Origin of the sequence: Streptomyces sp. RLB3-17 (assembly GCF_007113425.2) — a bacterium.
In the GTDB taxonomy this organism is placed as follows: domain Bacteria; phylum Actinomycetota; class Actinomycetes; order Streptomycetales; family Streptomycetaceae; genus Streptomyces; species Streptomyces mirabilis_D.
This window is the reverse complement of sequence record NZ_CP041610.2, coordinates 11,688,700-11,707,757: the sequence shown is the minus strand read 5'-3', so window position 1 is coordinate 11,707,757 and position 19,058 is coordinate 11,688,700. Positions and strand designations below refer to the sequence as shown.

General features: G+C 69.0%; 22 protein-coding genes and 1 pseudogene. 8 read left to right on the top strand and 15 right to left on the bottom strand.

Annotated elements, in window-relative coordinates:
• Nucleotides 1-150: 150 nt before the first annotated feature.
• Nucleotides 151-395: pseudogene (locus FNV62_RS56710) on the top strand (arsenite S-adenosylmethyltransferase); the annotation flags it as partial.
• Between the two features lie 149 nt (nucleotides 396-544).
• On the opposite strand, the gene tnpB reads toward FNV62_RS56710, so the two are convergent.
• From tnpB to FNV62_RS52905, 4 genes are read right to left on the bottom strand one after another with little or no spacing between them, the layout of a single operon-like run.
• A complete protein-coding gene (gene tnpB / locus FNV62_RS52920; RefSeq protein ID WP_143604948.1) occupies nucleotides 545-2,002 on the bottom strand; it encodes an IS607 family element RNA-guided endonuclease TnpB in 1,458 nt (485 codons plus the stop codon).
• A complete protein-coding gene (locus FNV62_RS52915; protein ID WP_143604947.1) occupies nucleotides 1,999-2,574 on the bottom strand; it encodes an IS607 family transposase in 576 nt (191 codons plus the stop codon). Before FNV62_RS52915 ends, tnpB begins: the two co-directional genes overlap by 4 nt.
• 4 nt (nucleotides 2,575-2,578) lie before the next feature.
• A complete protein-coding gene (locus FNV62_RS52910; protein WP_225900745.1) occupies nucleotides 2,579-3,169 on the bottom strand; it encodes a DNA glycosylase AlkZ-like family protein in 591 nt (196 codons plus the stop codon).
• 24 nt (nucleotides 3,170-3,193) lie between these two features.
• A complete protein-coding gene (locus FNV62_RS52905; protein WP_143604946.1) occupies nucleotides 3,194-3,928 on the bottom strand; it encodes an alpha/beta fold hydrolase in 735 nt (244 codons plus the stop codon).
• Nucleotides 3,929-4,007: 79 nt separating this feature from the next.
• Between FNV62_RS52905 and FNV62_RS52900 the strand changes: the two genes are divergently transcribed.
• On the top strand, nucleotides 4,008-4,979 hold the full coding sequence (locus FNV62_RS52900) for a helix-turn-helix transcriptional regulator (protein WP_143604945.1): 972 nt from the start codon (nucleotides 4,008-4,010) through the stop codon (nucleotides 4,977-4,979).
• A 36-nt stretch (nucleotides 4,980-5,015) separates the two neighbouring features.
• Here FNV62_RS52900 and FNV62_RS54945 read toward each other — a convergent pair whose 3' ends face one another.
• Together FNV62_RS54945 and FNV62_RS52895 are read right to left on the bottom strand one after the other, a co-directional pair.
• Nucleotides 5,016-5,189: a hypothetical protein gene (locus FNV62_RS54945; protein ID WP_225900960.1), complete on the bottom strand. Its 174-nt coding sequence runs from the start codon at nucleotides 5,187-5,189 to the stop codon at nucleotides 5,016-5,018.
• A gap of 122 nt (nucleotides 5,190-5,311) precedes the next feature.
• A complete protein-coding gene (locus FNV62_RS52895) occupies nucleotides 5,312-5,803 on the bottom strand; it encodes a DUF4231 domain-containing protein (protein WP_097287833.1) in 492 nt (163 codons plus the stop codon).
• Between the two features lie 757 nt (nucleotides 5,804-6,560).
• On the opposite strand from FNV62_RS52895, the gene FNV62_RS52890 reads away from it, so the two are divergent.
• Complete coding sequence (locus tag FNV62_RS52890; RefSeq protein WP_143604944.1) at nucleotides 6,561-7,499, top strand: Ppx/GppA phosphatase family protein; 939 nt, start codon at nucleotides 6,561-6,563, stop codon at nucleotides 7,497-7,499.
• Between the two features lie 181 nt (nucleotides 7,500-7,680).
• On the opposite strand, the gene FNV62_RS52885 is transcribed toward FNV62_RS52890, so the two are convergent.
• Both FNV62_RS52885 and FNV62_RS52880 read right to left on the bottom strand, forming a co-directional pair.
• Entirely contained in the window at nucleotides 7,681-8,070 is a 390-nt protein-coding gene (locus FNV62_RS52885; RefSeq protein ID WP_143651821.1) for a hypothetical protein, read from the bottom strand.
• Between the two features lie 289 nt (nucleotides 8,071-8,359).
• Complete coding sequence (locus FNV62_RS52880; protein WP_143651820.1) at nucleotides 8,360-10,420, bottom strand: SpoIIE family protein phosphatase; 2,061 nt, start codon at nucleotides 10,418-10,420, stop codon at nucleotides 8,360-8,362.
• Nucleotides 10,421-10,640: 220 nt separating this feature from the next.
• Between FNV62_RS52880 and phoU the strand changes: the two genes are divergently transcribed.
• The 3 genes from phoU to FNV62_RS52865 all read left to right on the top strand — a co-directional run bounded on the left by phoU (nucleotide 10,641) and on the right by FNV62_RS52865 (nucleotide 12,621).
• Entirely contained in the window at nucleotides 10,641-11,309 is a 669-nt protein-coding gene (gene phoU, locus FNV62_RS52875) for a phosphate signaling complex protein PhoU (protein ID WP_143604941.1), read from the top strand.
• Between the two features lie 170 nt (nucleotides 11,310-11,479).
• Nucleotides 11,480-11,662, top strand: a complete 183-nt coding sequence (locus FNV62_RS52870) for a hypothetical protein (RefSeq protein ID WP_143653922.1) — start codon at nucleotides 11,480-11,482, stop codon at nucleotides 11,660-11,662.
• 359 nt (nucleotides 11,663-12,021) lie between these two features.
• Nucleotides 12,022-12,621: a hypothetical protein gene (locus FNV62_RS52865; protein ID WP_143651819.1), complete on the top strand. Its 600-nt coding sequence runs from the start codon at nucleotides 12,022-12,024 to the stop codon at nucleotides 12,619-12,621.
• Here FNV62_RS52865 and FNV62_RS52860 read toward each other — a convergent pair.
• The 4 genes from FNV62_RS52860 to FNV62_RS52845 all read right to left on the bottom strand — a co-directional run bounded on the left by FNV62_RS52860 (nucleotide 12,618) and on the right by FNV62_RS52845 (nucleotide 14,864).
• On the bottom strand, nucleotides 12,618-12,887 hold the full coding sequence (locus FNV62_RS52860; protein ID WP_143651818.1) for a hypothetical protein: 270 nt from the start codon (nucleotides 12,885-12,887) through the stop codon (nucleotides 12,618-12,620). The two genes, FNV62_RS52865 and FNV62_RS52860, sit on opposite strands and share 4 nt — an antisense overlap.
• A gap of 73 nt (nucleotides 12,888-12,960) precedes the next feature.
• Complete coding sequence (locus FNV62_RS52855; RefSeq protein WP_143651817.1) at nucleotides 12,961-13,629, bottom strand: peptidase E; 669 nt, start codon at nucleotides 13,627-13,629, stop codon at nucleotides 12,961-12,963.
• A 343-nt stretch (nucleotides 13,630-13,972) separates the two neighbouring features.
• Nucleotides 13,973-14,143: a hypothetical protein gene (locus FNV62_RS52850; protein ID WP_054229772.1), complete on the bottom strand. Its 171-nt coding sequence runs from the start codon at nucleotides 14,141-14,143 to the stop codon at nucleotides 13,973-13,975.
• Between the two features lie 145 nt (nucleotides 14,144-14,288).
• The gene (locus tag FNV62_RS52845; RefSeq protein ID WP_143651816.1) at nucleotides 14,289-14,864 is read right to left on the bottom strand and encodes a transcriptional regulator; all 576 of its coding nucleotides are present in this window, start codon (nucleotides 14,862-14,864) and stop codon (nucleotides 14,289-14,291) included.
• Between the two features lie 574 nt (nucleotides 14,865-15,438).
• Between FNV62_RS52845 and FNV62_RS52840 the strand changes: the two genes are divergently transcribed.
• Nucleotides 15,439-15,939 (top strand): allene oxide cyclase barrel-like domain-containing protein, encoded by a 501-nt coding sequence (locus tag FNV62_RS52840; RefSeq protein WP_225900744.1) that lies wholly within the window; start codon nucleotides 15,439-15,441, stop codon nucleotides 15,937-15,939.
• Nucleotides 15,940-16,130: 191 nt separating this feature from the next.
• Here FNV62_RS52840 and FNV62_RS52835 read toward each other — a convergent pair whose 3' ends face one another.
• A complete protein-coding gene (locus FNV62_RS52835) occupies nucleotides 16,131-16,292 on the bottom strand; it encodes a helix-turn-helix domain-containing protein (RefSeq protein ID WP_399223606.1) in 162 nt (53 codons plus the stop codon).
• A gap of 292 nt (nucleotides 16,293-16,584) precedes the next feature.
• Here FNV62_RS52835 and FNV62_RS52830 point away from each other — a divergent pair, with 292 nt between their 5' ends.
• Nucleotides 16,585-17,319 carry a DUF1345 domain-containing protein gene (locus FNV62_RS52830; RefSeq protein ID WP_143651814.1) on the top strand — a complete coding sequence of 245 codons (735 nt, stop codon included), beginning with the start codon at nucleotides 16,585-16,587 and terminating at the stop codon, nucleotides 17,317-17,319.
• Nucleotides 17,320-17,470: 151 nt separating this feature from the next.
• On the opposite strand, the gene FNV62_RS52825 is transcribed toward FNV62_RS52830, so the two are convergent.
• A complete protein-coding gene (locus FNV62_RS52825) occupies nucleotides 17,471-18,394 on the bottom strand; it encodes an RNA polymerase sigma-70 factor (RefSeq protein WP_143651813.1) in 924 nt (307 codons plus the stop codon).
• Nucleotides 18,395-18,575: 181 nt separating this feature from the next.
• Entirely contained in the window at nucleotides 18,576-19,049 is a 474-nt protein-coding gene (locus FNV62_RS52820) for a carboxymuconolactone decarboxylase family protein (protein ID WP_143651812.1), read from the bottom strand.
• Nucleotides 19,050-19,058: the final 9 nt, after the last annotated feature.

Sequence of the window (19,058 nt, the reverse complement as noted above, 5' to 3'; positions counted from 1 at the left end):
TCCCGGGGCAGGCGTCTCGCGGCCCTGGTGGCCAGGCCGTAGAGGGCTGCCCCTATGGCGGCGGACGCGCCAGGAGCGGTGTCTTGACGACTCACGCTCGAAGCATAGCATTTTTATATTCATAGTTTATGTAAATGGTCGACTGCCGCGGGCGGCACCGCCTGTTGCGGACCCGAGGCCATCGAGATCGACGACAACTTCGGCTCCACTCTCTATGCCGCCGACGAGCGCGACACCCTGCCCGCTGAGGCCCTCGCCGCCTCCCTCGGCTGCGGCAACCCGACCGCGGTGCCGACCTCCACGAAGGCGAACGCGTCCTGGACCTCGGCTCCGGCGGCGGCATCGACGTACTGCTTTCCGCTCGCCGCGTCGGCCTCACCGGCAAGGCGTCGGGCAAGCTCGACCAAGGCGGCGTCTCCTTCCGGTTGGCGGCCCCCGACGGCGGGCAGCCAGTCATCGAGCAGAACGTACGTGGCCTCACCGTTGCTAAGAGCCTCAGCGGCTCTCAGCATTCCGGGCATTTCGGCCCGGAAGGTCCGTCTCGTCACCAAAGCGTGAGGGCTTCGGCGTGAGTACGGTCTCTCGCTTCCTCCTGCCGCTGGTGCGGCAGGGTTGCGCCACCTGCCCGCCCCGCGCTCGCCTTGCGGCGGGTGCGGGTGGCGCGGGTCTTCTGGTCGGCTCCACGAGGCTTCGACACCACCTCGGTGGTGTCCTGGTCTCCAGCCACTCCGGTACCAGTCAGGCAGGCTGCCGCGAGAGCGGCGAGGTTGAGTGCGGCGTTGTCGTCCCGGTCGATGACCAGGCCGCAGGTGTCGCATTCGTAGGTCCGGACGTGCAGCGGCAGCTTGGCTTTCACCGCGCCGCACCCGGAACAGGTCTTCGAGGAGGGGTACCAGCGGTCCGCGGCCACGAGGTGGGTGGTGTGGCGCTGGCGGGTCTTGTAGGTGAGCTGGCGTCGGATCTCTGCGAATCCGGCGTCGGCGATCCTGCGCGCGAGGCGCCGGTTGCGGAGCATCCCGGCGACGTTCAGGTCCTCGATCACGACCGTGCCGTACTCGGCCGCAACGCTCGTGGTGAGCTTGTGCAGGGCGTCCGCGCGGAGGTTCGCCACCCGGTGGTGCACGCGGTTGCGGGCGGCGTTGGCCTTCTCCCACCGCTTCGACGGCTTCTGTCCGGTGCGCCGGTCGGGGCCCTGGCGGCGGGAGACGATGCGAGAGGCGCGGCGCAGCTGCTTGCGTGCCCGGTCGTAGTGTCCGGGGTTCGCGACGGTGCGGATCTCACCCGTCGAGTCGGCCATGACCGCGAGGGTCTTCACGCCGAGGTCGATGCCGACCGCCACGTCCGGCCGCGCCACACGTTCGAGGTCGCGCTTGACCTCGGCCTGGAAGGCGACGTACCAGCGTCCGCGCTCGTGCCGCACGGTCGCGGACAGGATCCGGGCCGTCCCGGCCTCAACGCGCGCGAGGAGCTTCACCGTGGGCTCGTGGGTACGGATCGTGCCCAGCCTCGGCAGCGTCACGTGCCGGCCGCCCGTGTCCACGCGGATCGCGCCGGTCGTGAACCGGCAGGAAAGACGGGCCTTCCGCTTCGACTTGAAGCGGGGCGTACCCATCCGCTTGCCGTGCCGCTTGCCCTGCTTGGACTTGGTGTAGTTGTCGAACGCCGCCGCAGCGTTGGCGAGGCCGGTGTTGTACGCCTCTTTGGAGTTCTCCTCCCACCAGGCGGCGAACCTGGGGTCGGCGTGCTTGGTCTCGTTGAACGCCTTCCTCAGTGCGGGCAGCGACCACGGCCGCCACTGCGTCAGCCCGGCCTCGGCGATGCCGTAGGACTCCTCCGCGCGGCGCTGCCACCACGACGCGGTCACCCAACCGACAGCCCAGTTGTATGCGGCACGCGCCGCGCCGCAGTGCGAGCGCAGCGCGTGCTCCTGAGTCGTGTTCGGGTCCAGGGCGAACCGGAACGCCTGAACCTGGAACCCGGGCTGTGGCTGGAATTTCTTCACTCGGCAGCCTCGCCGGTCGCCACGGCCACCGCGCGGGCGGCCCGGTTCTTCGCCGCCCGCCGCCCGTACAGGCGGGCACACATCGAGGTCAGCACCTCGGTGATGTCGCGCACCAGGTCATCGGCGGTCTCGGTGGGGTCGAGGACAACCAGGCGCCGCCCGGAGGCGGACAGGACGGCTTCGAGATGCTCGACGCCGAACCGGGCTAGCCGGTCCCGGTGCTCGACCACGATCACCGCGGCCCGCGGGTCGGACAGCAGGCGGTGCAACTTGCGCCGACGCCCGTTCAGCCCCGAGCCGACCTCGGTCACGACCTCCGCAACCGGCAGGCCGAGCCCGGTAGCCCCCTGGACCACGCGGGCCACCTGCCGGTCAAGATCCGGCTTCTGGTCCGCCGACGAAACCCGGCAGTACGCCACGACACGGCCGGACGTCTCCGGGGCGGGCTCGTCGACCAACCACGTACCAGACGGCGTCTGGCGCACCGGGACCGGCATGCGGCCCTCTTTCGCCCACGTCCACGCGGTCTGGTAGTGCACACCGTTGCGCGCCGCCCATTCGGAAAGCTTCACGCGATCAAGATAACAGATGAGAAAAGCTGAGATTTACTGATGGACCATGCAACAGTTGAAAGCCCCCACGGTGCGGGCCGTGGCAGAGGACCCCGGTGAGTGCGGCGTGTCGGATCAGGTGGAAGGGCACCTGCCCGTCCGGCGCGACGCCTAGGGTCGCGAAGTGCTCGGTCAGCTCGGCGCGGGTGAGCGGGCCGTGCGTCGCGAGGACGCGCCGAAGGAGGCGGTCGGATCGCTGGCGCAGGACGTCGTCCAGGCCGAGTTGGTGGTAGCGGCGGCCGGTGCCAGTGAGGATCCGCGGAGCGAGCAGTCGCAGGACCCAGCGCGCGTCGTCGCTGGGGATGGTGTGCAGGGTGCCGCGCATGAACCATCCGCGGACGATGCTCCGCTCCTCCTCGTATGCCGTACGGATGCCACCGGCCCTGATGTCCCGCCCGCGCACCCGGATGCCGAGGTCGGCGGCCGTGGCGTCCTGGGCCTGAATGGCGAAGACCCGTCGGACGACCGCGGCGGCGGAGGCTTCCCGAACTCCGCCGGCCAAGGCCTGCGCGCGGGCCCGCAGCTCACGAACTCGCTCGTCGTCGAGCATGGTCATCGTGCCTCGTTGGGTCCGTCGGGGTCAGGAGACGGCTGCGTGGAGAATGTCGGCGAGCTCGGTGGGCGCCGACAGCATCGGCCAATGCCCGGTGGGCAGGTCGAAGCGCCGCCACGGCGCGTGGTTGAGGAAGGCCAGCATTGGCACCCCGGCATCCAGCAGACCCTGGAAGTCACGGCAAGCGATCAGGACACGGTCCACGCCGAGTCCGGGATCGGCATGGTTGGCGAGTCGCTGGGTGTAGGTGCCGAACGGCTGAGGAGTGGCACGCCCGCTCAGCACGTCCCGTTGGACCTGGTCGAGTCCGTCGAGGCTGCTGGACAGGCCCACGACCTCGAACGACGGCATCGGCAGCCGCCAGCCATCACCACGGGCCGCGACCTGCTGGCCCAGTTGGTCCGCTGCCTCCGGCGGCATGAGGTCTAGCATGCACATGCCCGCGGCGAACGGTGCGCTGTCCACGTAGACCACCCGCTGCAGCCGGTCGCCGAGGCGCCCGGCCGCCCCGGTGACGGGGGCGGCCGCATAGCTGTGGGCCACCAGGGTGACCTCGCGCAGATCATTCTTCTCGACGAAGTCGGTGAGGTCCGCGACGTGCGTCTCCAGGTCCGTCTGGGGGCCGCCCTCCTCTGCACGCTCAGCCAGACCGGTCAGTGTCAGCGGCAGCACCGTGTGACCGTGCTCCCGCAGCGCGCGGGCAGTGTCCTCCCAGGCCCACGCGCCGAGCCAGGCGCCGGGAACGAGTACGAAGGTAGCCATGTGATCTCCCTGAAGTGAGTGCTGCGGGGAGCGTAAAGTCGATACAGGACAGAATCAGCCCTGAAATGTCGAGTGATCCGTGTCGCATCCCCTGACCCGTGTGCTGACCCTGCTGGAACTGCTCCAGTCGAACGCCGGGCTCAGCGGGCCGGACCTGGCCGACCGGCTGGACACCGACGTCCGCACGGTCCGCCGGTACATTGCCCACCTGCGTGACCTAGGCATCCCCGTGGAGGCCGAGCGTGGCCGCTACGGGGGCTACCGACTGGCGCGCGGCTACCGAATGCCGCCCCTGGTGCTCACCAATGACGAAGCCCTCGCCGTCGTCCTCGGACTCCTCGCGGCCGAACGCCTCGGGATGGGCACGACCGTGCTGGCCGGTGCGGGCGCCCGGGCCAAGATCGAGAGGGTGCTTCCGAACGCCCTGCGGGAGCCGCTCACCGCCATGCGGGAGACCCTGTTCTTCACTGCGAACGCCGTGAGCGCGCAGGCACCCGGGAGCGGCGTCCTGCTGGCCCTGGCCCAGGCCTCCCGCACCACAACGACTGTCGGCATCAAGTACCAGTCCTGGCGGCAGGACCAGACCGAGCGCGACATCGACCCCTACGGCGTGGTCTTCCACACCGGTCGCTGGTATCTCGTCGGCCACGACCATCTCCGCGACGACCTGCGGACCTTCCGCATCGACCGCATCGCCTCCGTCACCCCCCGCTCACAGACCTTCATCACACCCAACGACTTCGACCCCGTCGCCCACCTGACCTCAACCCTCGCTCAAGGGCCGTACCGCTGGCAGGTCGAGGTAACGATCCACGGCCCCCTCGACGAAATCGCCCGCAGGCTGCCGAACAGCGCGGTCACGCTCACCGCCCAGCCCGCTGGCGTCCTGATGCACGCCCGGGCAGAACGCCTCGACGGCATGGCACACATGCTCGCCTCCCTGGAGTGGCCCTTCACCATCCACCACCCCGACGAACTCCGACCAGCCCTCAAGAATCTTGCCGCCAAGCTCGCGGAAGCAGCCGAACGGACAGCGGAGGAACTGCGGTAGTGGCCCCGACCTACGCCAGGGTGATCACATCGCGGGTCAATCGGCCCACGCGACAAGCAGGTTGTAGGTGCCGGCGGTGGTCAACTCCTGGTCGGCGGACCGGAACACGACCGAGTTGAGCGTGACGTTCAGGGTCTTCTCGAAGCGCTCACCGGTGAACCCGTTCCCGGTCGGGTTGTGCGGATCGTCCTTGCCGATCTCGAAGGTCACCGCTGACTGTGCCGTCTCATGAGGTTGGTGTCGCCTCAGCGGCGAGGCTCGCGCCCGGCCATACGTATGGGCCCGCGGCGCGCTTCGTTCTGAGACGCTTCCCACGGTGCGTCAGTGTGTGCTCACCCGCTCGATGCCGGAGATCCAGCGACGGGGGGCTGGGGCGCAGAGCGCCGTGTCTCCGCCCATTCGCCGGCCTCAGACCGAACCAGCTCCTCGGTCCTCGATGCCAGCACGGCCGAGGAGTCCGCGCCATCGTACGGGGCAGACCCACAGCTCCAGTTGACGAGCTCGCCCTGGAGCGCCATCAGCATGGAGTTCGTCCGTACCCAGTTCTCACCCCACCGGAATAGCTGCCGGAGCCCCGCCGAGACCACCACCAACGCACCGAGAATTCCCGTCACCGTGACGGAGGCACCGGCCGCCGCACACGCCGGTATGGACGCGGACAACAGCAGTAGCACGGCCTCCGAAAGGTAGTGGCCGAGCCGCTGCCGCCGCTTGTGCCACTCGTACCACGTCATGCGTTCCCGCACGTTGGGCGGGAGTTCGGCCCCGTCCGACCCCCGCAACTCCGTCCACCAGAAGCTCGCTTCACCTGCGCCGCCTGTCACGCGCGCGACCCTACGGCATGGTGTCCCGCACTGTCCGGGCGTGCCGCACAACCTGCCAGGCCGCCTGAGACGGGGCAGTGATCAGCCGGACCTGTGGAACCAACGTCGTAAGACACCACAGCTAACGCCCACCTCCCGCCAGCCTCACCGGTGCGCCGGCCTCTGTCCGGCGCGAGCGCGGAGGGCCGCCGCCCGACGCGCAACAGACACCAGGCCCGCCCCCGAACCCTCGCTCCCGATCCGCCACGTGTCTGCGTCCCCCACCCAACATCAGATACATCCCAAGAAGCAGGCAGGACAGAGAAGAGGGAAGAGGGTTGTCGCGGCGCGTGGTTGGGGCTGGTCAAGGGGACTGACCTGCGCAAACCGTGAACAAACCGCTACGTCTGCCGGTAGGGGGAACGGTAGGGGCGCCGGTAGGGAGATTGGCGGCTTGCCTGCGATCCTCTGCCTCTTATCCGCCTGCCTGGCAGGGGACCGCGTCGGGGGTGCACTAGCCTCGCTGTTTCGGTTGAGATGACGAAACGTCTCTGACCACCAGCTGTTGGACGTTCGAGGCGTCTTCCGTCCAGCCCACGACCTCGAGGACCACGGAGAACACGACCACCGCGCCAGGCCTTCGCCATGCCCAGTATGACTTCTCGCCGATGCAAGCACAAAAAGTGACACTGTGATCACATAGCGAGACGGGCGCGAGTTCGGGGTGGCCCTGATCGTTCGGTCGGGGGAATCGTGCGATGTCAGGGAAGGCGGTTGGATGCAGCAGGCAGGTGTGCTCGACGTCGGGTGCCACAGTGCGCTACTCACCGTGGCGCGGTCGCGACCAGGTGCGCCGCTGGAGACCGTCTTCTCCCGCAAGGTGCGGCTGAGGCTGCACGAGACGCTCGACCGGAAGGGGCGCCTGGGCAAGGCCGGGGTGGAGAGCGTGGAACGGGCGGTGGCCGAGGTGATCCCCACGGACCCGCATCGTCGCCTGCCGGAAGTATTCGCGTTCGCCACATCCGTCATCCGGGACGCTCCCAATCGCGACGAGGTCATCGCGCGGGTGGCCCAGACCACCGGCACACGTCTGCGAGTGCTGCCCGGCGAGGAAGAGGCACGGCTGGCCTATGTGGCCGCCCGCCAGTGGACGGATTGCGCGTCAGACTCCTTACTTGTCCTGGACATCGGCGGCGGCACGGTGGAGATCGCCTCGGGGCCGGACGCCCAGCCCCGCATCACGCGTTCGCTGCCGATGGGTGCCCGCAAAATCACCCAGGACTGGCTGCCCGGCGGCACCGCCCCCTCCAAACGGCGCCTGGCCGAGGTGCGGCAGCATCTGCGCCACTCCCTGAGTGCGGAGCCCGGCGTGCCGCGGGCCAAGCCTGGCCAGCGGGTTCTCGCCGGCTCGAAAACCTTCGAACAGCTCGCACGGCTCGCGAACGCCACACGTAACAAATCACCTAGTTTGGGACCAGAGCTGACCTTGTCTCAACTCCGGCCTGTGATTTCCCTGCTGGCCAGACTCGGCCCGGACCGCCGTGCGGCGCTGCCAGGCATTTCCCGGCACCGCGCCGAGCAGTCCCTAGCGGGCGCCTTGATCGCCGAGAGCCTCATGGAAGCGTGCGGCGTGGAGAGTGTGGAGATCTGCCCCTGGTCCACCCGTGAGGGGCTGCTGCTCGAACGCCTCGGTGTGATCAACACCGGCCGCACCTAGGAAAGTAGGGGTGAGCCCGGCGGCCCCTTTAGCCCTTGCGGGGCTGCCACTGCCGGGTTTGTCAGCCTGGCTACGGACGGGTAGGCCATGTCCAGCGCGCTGCAAGTCCTGACCAGCTCGCGCCGCCCGGCCGAGTATCGGCCACTGGTCAACCGAGTTGGGGGACCGCGATCGACCACGGTCACAGACCCGTGGTCCGACTGTGCAGCAGGATGCGGGCAGCGACGGCCGCCCTGCGTGCGGCAGCCCCGGCGAAGGGACCGGTGAGCTGGCGGAGAGCGTCCAACAACTCGCCGAGCTCGCCCACATCGCTCCTGCGGTAAAGCATCACGTCGGCGTCCGGATCGTCGGGCAGCAAGGAGGGGAGCCAATCCGCGCCGCACCGGTTGATCGTGCGAGCCACGTGCAGGTGCACCAAGTGCACGTCGGCTCGGTCGCCGCCGACGAGGCGGGCTGCATCAGCCGGGTCCGCGAGCTCCATCAGCACAAGTACCGCGATGCCATGCCCGGCGTCGAGCGCCGCGCGAATCCGTGCGGCTGGCAGCTCGGTGTGGGGGGTGTGCTCGCCCACTTGTGCTGCGCCATGTAGTCCTCCCGCCCGGCCGTGATCTCCTTCTGCTTCACGGCCACCTTGACGAGCGATGCCCACCGTCCCGCGGGCGTGCGGATGCCGGCCGGGCCAAGTGATGTGCATGTTCCCTCCCGTGAAACCGATCATCCCGCTCCACGTGTCCGAACGCTGCCTGTCGCAGACGAGCAGGGCTGCTGTCACCTTCCGGTTTCATACCGTAACGATCCGTGATTTCAAGGGTGTGAAGTTCTTGCCAGACCTTCGCGGTCTTCTGGTCGCGGAAAGGGTGCTAAGGCCGGGGCCAGCGTCGGGCTCGGGCGATCAGTATGGCGACGTCGTCGTGATCGTCTGGATCGCGCAGTGCGTCCAGGAGCCGGTCGCAGGTTTCCTCCGAGGATCGGTCGGGGCTGTGCAGCAGTTGGAGGAGGAGGTCCAGGCGCTCGTCGATGGCGTGGTGGCGGGTCTCGACCAAGCCGTCGGTGTAGAGGACCAGTTGGTCGCCGGGGGCCAGGCCGAAGGTGGTGGCTTCGAAGGCGACACCGCCGACCCCGAGGGGTGCGCCGGTGGGCAGATCGAGCAGTTCGGGGGGCTCGCCCGCGCGCATCAGCACGGGGGGCAGGTGTCCGGCGACAGCGATGTGGCACAGGGCGCGGTGCGGGTCGTAGACCGTGTAGGCGCAGGTGGCGTACTGCTCCAGGTCTGCGGTGATCTTGTCGAGGTGGTGCAGCACTTCGGTGGGTGGGAGGTCGAGGTCGGCCAGGGTGGAGGTGGCGGTGCGCAGGCGTCCCATGGTGGTGGCGGCGCTTATGCCGCTGCCCATCACATCGCCGACGACCAGCGCGGTCTTGTCTTCCGTGAGGGGGATGACATCGAACCAGTCGCCACCGACTTCGATGGTCGTTCCGGCGGGCCGGTATCGGGAGGCGACCTCCAGGCCCGCCTGTTGCGGTGGGAGGTCCGGCAGCAGGCTGCGCTGGAGGGTGACCGCGGTGTTGCGTGCGCCTTGGTACAGACGGGCATTGTCGATGCACACCGCGGTTCGGTCGGCCAGTTCACCGGCCAGGGTGAGGTCGTCGTTGTCGAAGGGCAGCGGGTTGCGGGCGCGGGTGAGGCCCAGGGTGCCGAGCACCTCGCCGCGGGCGATCAGGGGCGTCAGGAGATAGCTGTGGATGCCGGCGCGGGCCAGGATGGCGGCGGCCTCGGCGTCACGGGCGATGCGGGCCAGGTCCCGCTCGCCGACGTGGGGTATCAGGATGGGGCGGCCGGTCCGCACGCATTGGGTGGCCAGGCGATGGGCGCCGTAGCTGGCGAGGTGGCCGGCGGGGTCGGCGGCGCGGACGGCCTCGGTGGGGTACGCGGCTTTCACGGCGAGGGCACGGAAGAGTGCCCGTCCGGTGCCGGGTGCCGTCGGCTGACGGTCGTCCAGGACAGAGTCCAGGACGTCAACGGCCGCGATGTCGGCGAGCTCGGGGACGGCGACGTCGGCCAGCTCGCGGGCGGTCTGTTCCACGTCCAAGGTGGTGCCGATACGGGCGGAGCCGTCGGCGATCAGGGCCAAGCGTTGCCGGGCACGGTGCCGATCGGTGACATCCACCAGCACGATGGCCACCCCCAGTACTCGCCCGCCGGGACCATCGAGCCGGTAGTAGGAGGCTGACCACGCGTGATCGTTGTCGGGGTCGGCGGGAGTGCGTCCCACACTCTGCTGGTCGATCAGGGGCTCTCCGGACGTGAGGACCTGCCGCAGCGCGGCCTCGATCGCATCGACCTCCAGGAAGGGCAGGGCCTCGCGGACTGGTCGCCCGAGGTGGTCTTCGGCTCGGACGCCGTTGATCCGCGCCAGCGCCGGGTTGACGGCCACGTACCGCAGGCCAGTGTCCAAGACGGCCAGCCCGATCGGGGACTGCGAGACCAGCCGCATGGACAGGGCCAGGTCCCGTTCCACCTGGCGCAGGATCGCCTCGTCGGTGGCGATGCCCAGGGCATAGAAGTCACCCCGGTCGTCCGACAGCCGCATGTTGCGGAACTCCACCAGCCGGGTACTGCCGTCTTTGTGCCGGACAGAGAAGGCGCCGGCCCATCCCTGGCCCGTCCTCATGACCTCGGCGAACAGCCTGATCATCAGGTCCAGGTGCTGCTCGTCGACCAGCAGCCGCGCCGCGTACTGGCCCAGCGCCTCCTGCGCGGTGTAGCCGAACAGCTCCTCGGCCTGCGGGCTCCACAGCACGATCCGCCCCTCGGCATCGAGCAGCACCGCCGCGACACTCAGCAGATCCAGCAACTCACTGCGCTGCGGCGGCCCGGCGCCCGCCTGGTCGCCCTCGCCTCCGAAGAGGTCGGCTGTCCTCATCCCAGGCACTCCCTCCGCCAGCCCGACGCGACACACGGCCCCGCGTCCGCTTCAGGCTGCGGCCTGTCCCATACACCTCGCAGTGCTTCCATGGTCCCCCGGATCTGGGCAGCCGACAGGTCGCGCAAGACAGCTCGACACGCTCGATGCTCTGCACGCCATGTGTGGGAGCCTGGCTGCGGGCGAAGGCCGGCACACACGACTGGACGGGGAGGACGCGATGCGGGAGGCCTATCACGAGGAGCTGGACTCGATCAGTGATGGCCTGGTGGAGATGGCGAACCTGGTCGGCTCGGCCATCGGGCTGGCCACGACCGCTCTCCTGGATGCCGATCTGCGGCTTGCCGAGAGCGTGATCTCCGCCGACGAGAAGGTCGATGATCTCCAGCGTGACCTGGAGAACCGGGCGATCGCGGTGCTGGCGCGGCAGCAGCCGGTCGCCACGGATCTGCGGGTCGTGGTCACCTCGCTGCGCATGAGCGCGGACCTGGAGCGCTGCGGTGTCCTGGCCCAGCATGTGGCCAAGCTGGCCCGGATGCGGCACCCCCGGCGGGCGGTGCCGCGCGATCTGCGGCGCACGATCCTCGAGATGGGCCAGCTCGCGCAGCGTCTGATGGCGCAGGCCGCTGAGGTGGTCATCACCCAGGACGTCGACGCGGCACTCCAGCTGGAGAAGGACGACGACCGCATGGACGAGCTGCACCGCATGCTCTTCCAGCACCTGCTGGACGACCGGTGGCAGCACGGGGTGGAGACAGCCGTGGACGTCACGCTGGTCGGCCGCTACTACGAGCGGTTCGCCGACCACGCGGTGTCGGTGGCCCAGCGCGTGGTCTACCTGGTCACGGGCGAACACGCGGGCGAGCCGACCACGGACAGGCCCGCATGACCTCCATCAGGCCCGGCGAGGATGTCCGTGTGCCGGGCTCTCCCCGATCGCGCGGCGCCTAGCAGTGCGTAGCCGACGGAACAGCGGTTCGACCCCCGTTCGGCGGGCGTGGCGTTGGCAGGCCGAGCCCCGGCGGCCAGCCTGGGCACATGGTGGAACATACGACCGTCGTGCACGGCATCACCCGGAACAAACCACACCGGGGAGGGTGGACCGAGCACGAGCCGACCGGGCGCGCAGTGGTGCGATGCACCTGCGGCCTCGACAGCGGCATCGTGGCGGAAACCCAGGCAGTGCAGATCGCCGATGACCACCGCCGGACGGCTGCAGAAGCCCGCGTTGTCACCGCGTGACAACGCCGACGTACGGCAGCGGGCGAGAACTCACCCCCATGGACAGACACACCAGACTCTGGACCGCTCAACCATCGACGGGCTGTGGGCGCATCCAACGCCCCCCGACCACGCCCGCACGGGGTGGTGACCTGCACGCGCGGATCGAACGGTGGGGTCCGACCGTGCGCTACGTCAGCACGCGCGCGTAGCTGCGCACCGGCCGGGTGAAGCCACTCCGGGCGGGAGAACCTCCGGGGGCGACGCCACGTCGCGCCAGACGCGGGGTCCGGCGTAGGGGGCCTACCTTCGGTGCACGCGTCGGGTCCTTCGCGGGCAACGAAGTTCCCGTATTCCCGCGGAGCCGATATTCATCATTCATGACAACCGCCGACCAAGGGTCCGGAGCCACCAGCGCGCGTGAGACCGACAGGGAGAAGATCGACCGCATAGCCGCCTACGTGGACGACCAGCGCAAGGCGGAGAAGAGCTGGTTCCAGCAGTGGAGCACGTTCACCGTGTATCTGGCGCTTGCGGCGTTCTTCTTCGGGATCGGTACCTGGTCCGATCTGCGCAACCGTATCGCCGGACCGCCCCCGGATCCCTCCCAGTTGACCAAGGACAGCTTCGTCAAAACGCTCGAGACCTTTTGCAAGCCCTACGTTGGACAGGCTCCGAACAAGAACAAAGGCACCGGATTCGCCCGGGTCGCCGCCGATGATCTGCACGTCCTGAACGTACGCCAGCAGATGGGCCTCGTTTGGACCACCTACTCCGCCCCGACAGGCATGGACTCAAAGGCCACCCCCGTCCCCTGCCAGCCCTCCAGTGGAGTCAAGACTCACTTGCACGCTTTCTCGGCGCCGTCGGGTGGAGTCAGATCTCATCTACCACTGACCTCAACAGTCACTGATCATTTCGCTGAGAAAACGTCACTGGCTGGCCCGTTCTTCCCAGGGCTCGGCGGACGAGCCGGCTAACGCGCCACGCGGTAGCGGAGGTAGACGACTCTCGAGCGGTGGACCAGGTCCCCGCTCAGGACCGGCCAGCCTGCTGCCTTGCCCGAGGCGGAGATGATCTCCCATGTGCCGGTGCCGGTGCCGCGGGTGGGCGAGTCCGCGATGGCGGCGTAATGCTTGAGTCCTGCCGTGGTGTGGTTGTTGAGGGTGTCGAGGTAGCCGCCCTGCCAGCCGTTGTACCCGTTCTGCAAGTGGATCTGATCGCCGTACTTGAGCTCGCTCGCCAATCGGAGTTCCCCTCATTCAGCGCGCCCCTGGGCGCGGCACTGCCCTGTCCGGGGCTCCCCACCACGTGTTGAGTCACGGATGGAACCGCCACCGGCCTTCAGAAATGACATCCACCTTGCCGTCCCTGACGCGAACGGCCGTCTCATCGTCGATGAAGTAGATCGGGAAGTCCGCCCGCGCAGCGATGCGATCAGCCCAGGCGTCGTCCCGCTCGGGGAAATCCGGCGAGTACAGGTGGGGCTTGAGATACCAGTCGAAAAGGCCGAACGGCGGCTCCACGGTCGTCGCGCCGAGCACGTGGAGGTCCGTGGTGTCCCCGATGACGTCGGCGGAGTGCCCGGTGAGATTACGGCTGAAGATCATTGATCCGGCGCTGACCCCCACATAGACCCGGCTCTCCAGCGCCTCCAGGAAACCGTCGGCCAGGCCGTTGCCGGTGATGCTGCGCGCGAGGTGGTAGTGGCTGCCGCCCTCGACATAGATGACGTCGGCGTGGAGCAGCCGGTCGAGCACCATCTGCCGGGGCAGGCCGTTCAGCTCCAGGACGTCGAACTCCCGCCAGCCGAGGCCGTGCAGCCGGTTCATGTCCGCGACGAACCACCCGTGGTCCCCGGGCTCGGCGACTGACGCCGTGGGAACGAACACGACGTTCGCCGACCCGAACGGCTTTCCCAGCATGTCCCGCAGCGCATCCCGCAGTGTCTCGTTGCGCAGGCCACTCGCCGTCAACAGAAAGTTCATCGGGCGAGCCAAGCACGGCTGACGGGCGCGCGCAACGAACCCAGGGTCGGTGACCTGAACCGTCGCCGCATCCGGCTCGCCCCAGGTCTCCGGCCACTGCGGGGCAGATCCACGCTCTGCCCGAGGCGTGCGGCCGGGTGTGCCCGGGAAGTCCGCCGTGTTGGAGGTGCGCGGTTCCGGGCGCGCACAGCGGGCCTCCCGGCCACACCGCTCTCCTGCCCCGCTCCCCCACCACCCGCGCGTCAACACCGGCATCTTCACGCAAGAGTCACACGCGTGCGGGGCGGTCCCGGACGCCTGCGTCCGGGACCGCCCCGCACCAAGGGGGTGGAACTGCCGTGCGCTACCAGCGGTACCAACGGCCACGGCTGCCGCCGGTTCCAGCGGAACGCATGACGAAACCGAGCAGCCACACAGCCAGCACGATCACGGCCACGATCCACAGAGCCTTCAGCGCGAAACCCGCACCGAAGAGAACCAGCGCCAGCAGAAGAACGAGAAGCAGGGGAACCATAGTTATCAACCTCCGCAGCAGCGAGTTCCCCGGCAACACCCCGCCATGCACCCGAAGTTTATGGGTTTCTCATCCTTCGACGCGGGAATGCGGAACCGCCCCGAAACCTTCACCCGGCCGGCAGGCGGGCCCGTGAACCTGCGGCTCAGGCCGCGAAACCGATGGCGGTGACGTATTCGTACTGGCCCCACTGGGAACCGAGGTCCACGACAGCCTCGTTGATCCAGGCCTCGTCGAAGGCCTGGCCGTCGGCGGCGGCCCAGGCCTCGACGATGCGGTCCCAGTGACGGACGTTGAGGGTGCGGAACTCGACGACGCGGTGGTGCGGCCTGGTGACCTGGGACGGGTTGAGCGGGTGAAACTCCACACGGGTCCCGCGGCCTTCCCGGTTGAGACGGCCGAGCAGGTAACGCGCGACATTGCGCCGGCGCACCTGCAGATACGCGCTCTCGATGTTCCGCAGGTTCTCCCTGGAAGGACTCCGCCTGCCGTCCAGCCAGGCCTTCAGCGTCCGGCCGGTGACCGTCAGACCGGCCTCCCGGGCCGCCGCGCGGGCACGCTCCGAGCGGGCAAGGTAGCGGAGCCGGGCGAGGAGGCCGCGCTGGGCGGTGACCGGGGTGGCGACGAACCCCGCGAGCGCGTCGAGCTGCCGGGCCACGGCCTCGTGGCCCTTGATTCCGCGAGCGCCGAATTTGCCGAAATCAGTGTTCCTTTCCGGCATTTCGTCTCCTCGCTTTCCCGGCGGCCGACTTGACGGGGCCTCATCGTCCCGCATTTCAGGGTGAGTCAGGAATACAAGATCCGGGGGGGGTGGCAGTGGGCTTTGGTGAATTCCGGCATCAGTGGTCCGGAATGGTTCTTCTAGTACTCCAGCAGCGTTTCTCCATTTGTGCTGTTCAGAGTGCCTGTTTGGAGTCTAGCGGGCTGATGTCTCGTCAGGTTGGCGGTCGTTCGTTACTCACCTGATCGGGATGCGTGCGGCGTTGGTAGTGACGGTGGCGGGCAATGGCTTGGTGGCGTCGGCGCCAGTAGGACCAGTGGAGCCGGTGTGAGGGGGGCTGGAGCCGGGTCGTCGGGGAACGGGCAAGATCCAGGAGCCAATGTGCTGCACCAGCGTCAACCCGCCCGCGCGACTCGTCCGGTCGGCGGGCCGTCTCTCGTTCCGGGTTGGTCCGATTGGTCGGATCTGCCGGTGGGTCGCGCCGGGACGTTCCGGGCGGCGGCAGAGCCGAGGTTATGAATGCGTCACCTGACCATTCATGAGCATCAACCTCAGGAGCCACACGATGCGCCCCATGAGAGCAGCCTGTCTCGGCACGGCCACTGCGCTGGTTAGCCTTCTCGCCTGTGCCCCTGTCGCGGCCGCCGCCGCGACGGACACCGATTCCGCCCACGCCAAGAGCGGAGACCGGGTCATCACACTCATCGGCCGGCTCGCGCAGCAGACGCGCTTCCCCGTCAACCCCGGCGGCGCCCCCGCCCAGGGCGATCGGACCGTCTTCCACTCGATCCTCTTCGACCAGTACGGCAACCAGGTCGGCGACACCGACGGTACCTGCACCACCACCCGGGTCGACAACAGCGGAGCGGAGGAGTGCGTCGTGACCTACAACCTCCCGGGCGGCCAGCTCTCCGTGCAGGGAATGGTCTTCGGCATTCTCAACCCGGGCCCTCCCCCTTCGTTCGACAACGGGATCACCGGCGGCACCGGGGAATTCGACCGGGCTCGTGGCTCGGTCCACGCCGACACAATCGCTCCGGGCACGAGGCGCTTCACGATCGACCTCGACCGCTGACTGATCCTGCCCCCGCCCGGTGAGAAGGCTGGCCCGTCCACCTGCTCTTCGTGGTGCGGGTCGTCGGGTGCCGGCTCGGGGGCAGTGGTGTCTCGGGCGGTGGTGTCGCGGGTGCTGATCTTCGCGTCGGCGCCCTTGAGTAAGTAGGCGTACTTCTCGCGGGTCTCACCACTGGGGTCGCGGCCGGATTCCTAACCGGCGACCGTGGACGGGCTCACGCCGAGGGCGCGGGCGACTTCGGCGCGCGAGAGACCGAGGGCCGCGCGCAGGGCCCGTCGCTGCTCGGCCGGCGGAAGGGGGGCGGGTTCGGCGGCGGCCGCGAGCAGTTGGCCGATCGCCTCGAAGTCGTTCATGCCGCTCCCGGGCCCCGGTGCGCGATGCCGCTCCGGGACACCTTCTCCAGCTCTTCGAGGTGCCCGGTGCCGGCGGCGGCCCGCCGGGCTTGGGTGGTGGTGCCGTCGGCCCGGTGGCAGTGACCGTCCAGGAGCAGCCGCGGTCGGTGCTGGTCCGGAGGGAGTGCGTCAGAGACGGCAACATGTGTCCTTGTACTGGTGTCGATGCCTACTGGTGGGGCTGGTCGGCATCGGCGCCACGTGTATCGGTGCCCGTTCAAAGGGGCGGGCCCCGCCGAGGACAATCATCGCCATGAGTGACAGTACGGGTGATGCCGAGAGCCGCCTGGCGCGGATCGAGCGACTGCTGGAGAGCGGTGAGCGTGAAGTGGCGCCCGCGTGGCGGCGGGCGACGCGGGGTGAGCCGCGCTGGGCGGTGACCGCGGTGATCCTGGTGGCGGTCGCGCTGCAGTGGATGCTGCCGCACCGGCTCGCCTTCCATCCGTACTGGGCATTGCCGGCCCTGGAGTTGGTGCTGCTGGCCGGTCTGGTCGCGGCGAACCCCCGGCGGGTCGAACCCCGCACCCGGTGGCTGCGGTGGTGGGGGCTGGCTCTGACCGGTGTGATCAGTCTGGCCAACGGCTGGTCGGCGGTCCGGCTGGTGGCGGGTCTGGTCAACGGCACCGCGGCGACAGAGGCCGGGCCGCTGCTGCTGACCGGCGGCGGTATCTGGCTGACGAACGTCATCGTGTTCGCCCTGTGGTACTGGGAGTGGGACCGCGGCGGGCCGATGGCGCGGGTCCGCGGCCAGAGCCAGTACGCCGACTTCCTCTTCGTACAGATGCAGAGCCCGCAGACCGCGCCGCCGGACTGGGAGCCGGCGTTCCTGGACTACCTGTATCTGTCGTTCACCAACTCCACCGCCTTCAGCCCGACCGACGTGATGCCGCTGTCGCGGTGGGCCAAGATGCTGATGATGCTGCAGTCCTCGGTCTCCTTGGCGACGGTGGTGCTGGTCGTCGCCCGGGCCGTCAACATCCTCAAGTGACCGGGCCGCGTGGCCGTGTACGGGCGGGTGGCGGCCGGCGCGTGTGTGTGCCGTGCAGGGGGCGGCGCGCCATGGTCCGGGCCGACCGGGCACGCCACGGGGGCGATCGGTTCAGGCGGAAAGGCGAGCCGGTCCGCGCCGCGCACCGGGGTCAGTTCATCCGCCGGCGGGCCTGCTTCACCTCGCGGTCGACGGCCCAGGCATCGGCGACCGGCCCGAGGTGGCCGAGCTTGTCGGGATTGATCACCGTGCGGATGGTCTGGATCTGCCCGTCGAGCACGTCCAGGGCCAGGGTGTGGAGCACCTTGCCGTCCCGGTCCCGGAAGATCGCGCCGGGCTGGCCGTTGACCTCGTGCGGCTCGAACGTCACGTCGATCCGGCTCATCAAGGGGAAGACCGTGCCCAGCACCCGGGCCACGTTCTGCGCGCCCATGACAGCCTTGGCCAGCTGCGGGGCCTTGCCGCCGCCGTCCCCGACCAGTTGCACATCGGCGGCCAGCAGATCCCGCAGCCCGTCCACATCACCGCTCTTCAGCGCGTCGAAGAACCGCGTCGCCAGCTCGTGCCGCTCCTGCCGGTCCGCTTCGAACCGCGGCCGCCCGGCCTCCATGTGCCGCCGCGCCCGCACCAGCAGTTGCCGGCACGCCGCCTCCGAGCGCCCCACCGCCGCAGCGACCTCGCCGAACTCGAAGGCGAAGACCTCCCGCAGTACGAACACCGCCCGCTCCAGCGGGCTGAGCCGCTCCAGCAGCAGCAGCGCCGCCATCGACACCGAGTCGGCCAGCTCCACCGCCTGTGCCGGATCCTGATACGGATCGCTCAGCAGCGGCTCGGGAAACCACGGACCCACGTACTCCTCCCGCCGCACCCGTGCGGAGCGCAGCACATCGATGGAGATCCGTGTCACCGCGGCCGACAGGAAAGCCTTGGCCGACGTGGGCCGGGTCGACGAGCCGTCAAAACGCAGCCATGTCTCCTGCACCGCGTCCTCGGCCTCGCCCACGCTGCCCAGAATCCGGTAGGCGATCGAAAACAGCAGCGGCCGCAGCTCCTCGAACTCCTCGACCTTGCTCACGCCGGACCCTCTTCCCTTGAACATCCACGAACCCGGCGGCCCGGAGCCTGCCGGGAACTACGCCGTGGCGCCGGTCGGCCGATGAAGGACTCGGGGCCGAAGCGGCCCCGTGCCGGCACCGATCCACAGTGCGAGGTTCACGAGGTCACCCTTCTGTTGCCCGGCATCTCCCCTCCACCGCTCAATGGAACTGCCCCGCCTCGTAGTTGCCGGCCGGCTGCCGGGTGATGATGTTCAGCCGGTTCACCGCGTTCATGAAGGAGACCAGGACCACCAGGGCGGTGAGCTGGTCCTCGTCATAGTGCTTGGCGGCATGCGCCCACACTTCGTCGCCGACCCCGCCGGCCGCGTCCGCGACCCGGGTCCCCTCCTCCGCCAGCTCCAGCGCGGCACGCTCGGCCTCGGTGAAGACCGTGGCCTCACGCCACGCCGCGACCAGGTTGAGGCGTACCGGGGTCTCGCCGGCCGCGGCGGCCTCCTTGGTGTGCATGTCGATGCAGGCGGCGCATCCGTTGATCTGGCTCACGCGCAGTGCCACCAGCTCCTGCGTCGCGGCCGGCAGCGGCGAGTCCTTGAGCGCCTTGCCCGCCGACATGAAGTACTTGAGGGCCTTTGCGGCGGTCGGGTCGGCGAAGTAGTCCAGTCGCGCGTCCATGCTGTGCTC

Coding starts and splice junctions, on each gene's coding strand:
- FNV62_RS52910 (WP_225900745.1), bottom strand. CDS start 3,169: ATGACCATGCTCGACGACGAGCGAGTTCGTGAGCTGCGGGCCCGCGCG.
- FNV62_RS52905 (WP_143604946.1), bottom strand. CDS start 3,928: ATGGCTACCTTCGTACTCGTTCCCGGCGCCTGGCTCGGCGCGTGGGCC.
- FNV62_RS52890 (WP_143604944.1), top strand. CDS start 6,561: ATGCAGCAGGCAGGTGTGCTCGACGTCGGGTGCCACAGTGCGCTACTC.
- FNV62_RS52880 (WP_143651820.1), bottom strand. CDS start 10,420: ATGAGGACAGCCGACCTCTTCGGAGGCGAGGGCGACCAGGCGGGCGCC.
- phoU (WP_143604941.1), top strand. CDS start 10,641: ATGCGGGAGGCCTATCACGAGGAGCTGGACTCGATCAGTGATGGCCTG.
- FNV62_RS52865 (WP_143651819.1), top strand. CDS start 12,022: ATGACAACCGCCGACCAAGGGTCCGGAGCCACCAGCGCGCGTGAGACC.
- FNV62_RS52855 (WP_143651817.1), bottom strand. CDS start 13,629: ATGAACTTTCTGTTGACGGCGAGTGGCCTGCGCAACGAGACACTGCGG.
- FNV62_RS52850 (WP_054229772.1), bottom strand. CDS start 14,143: ATGGTTCCCCTGCTTCTCGTTCTTCTGCTGGCGCTGGTTCTCTTCGGT.
- FNV62_RS52845 (WP_143651816.1), bottom strand. CDS start 14,864: ATGCCGGAAAGGAACACTGATTTCGGCAAATTCGGCGCTCGCGGAATC.
- FNV62_RS52840 (WP_225900744.1), top strand. CDS start 15,439: ATGAGAGCAGCCTGTCTCGGCACGGCCACTGCGCTGGTTAGCCTTCTC.
- FNV62_RS52835 (WP_399223606.1), bottom strand. CDS start 16,292: ATGAACGACTTCGAGGCGATCGGCCAACTGCTCGCGGCCGCCGCCGAA.
- FNV62_RS52830 (WP_143651814.1), top strand. CDS start 16,585: ATGAGTGACAGTACGGGTGATGCCGAGAGCCGCCTGGCGCGGATCGAG.
- FNV62_RS52820 (WP_143651812.1), bottom strand. CDS start 19,049: ATGGACGCGCGACTGGACTACTTCGCCGACCCGACCGCCGCAAAGGCC.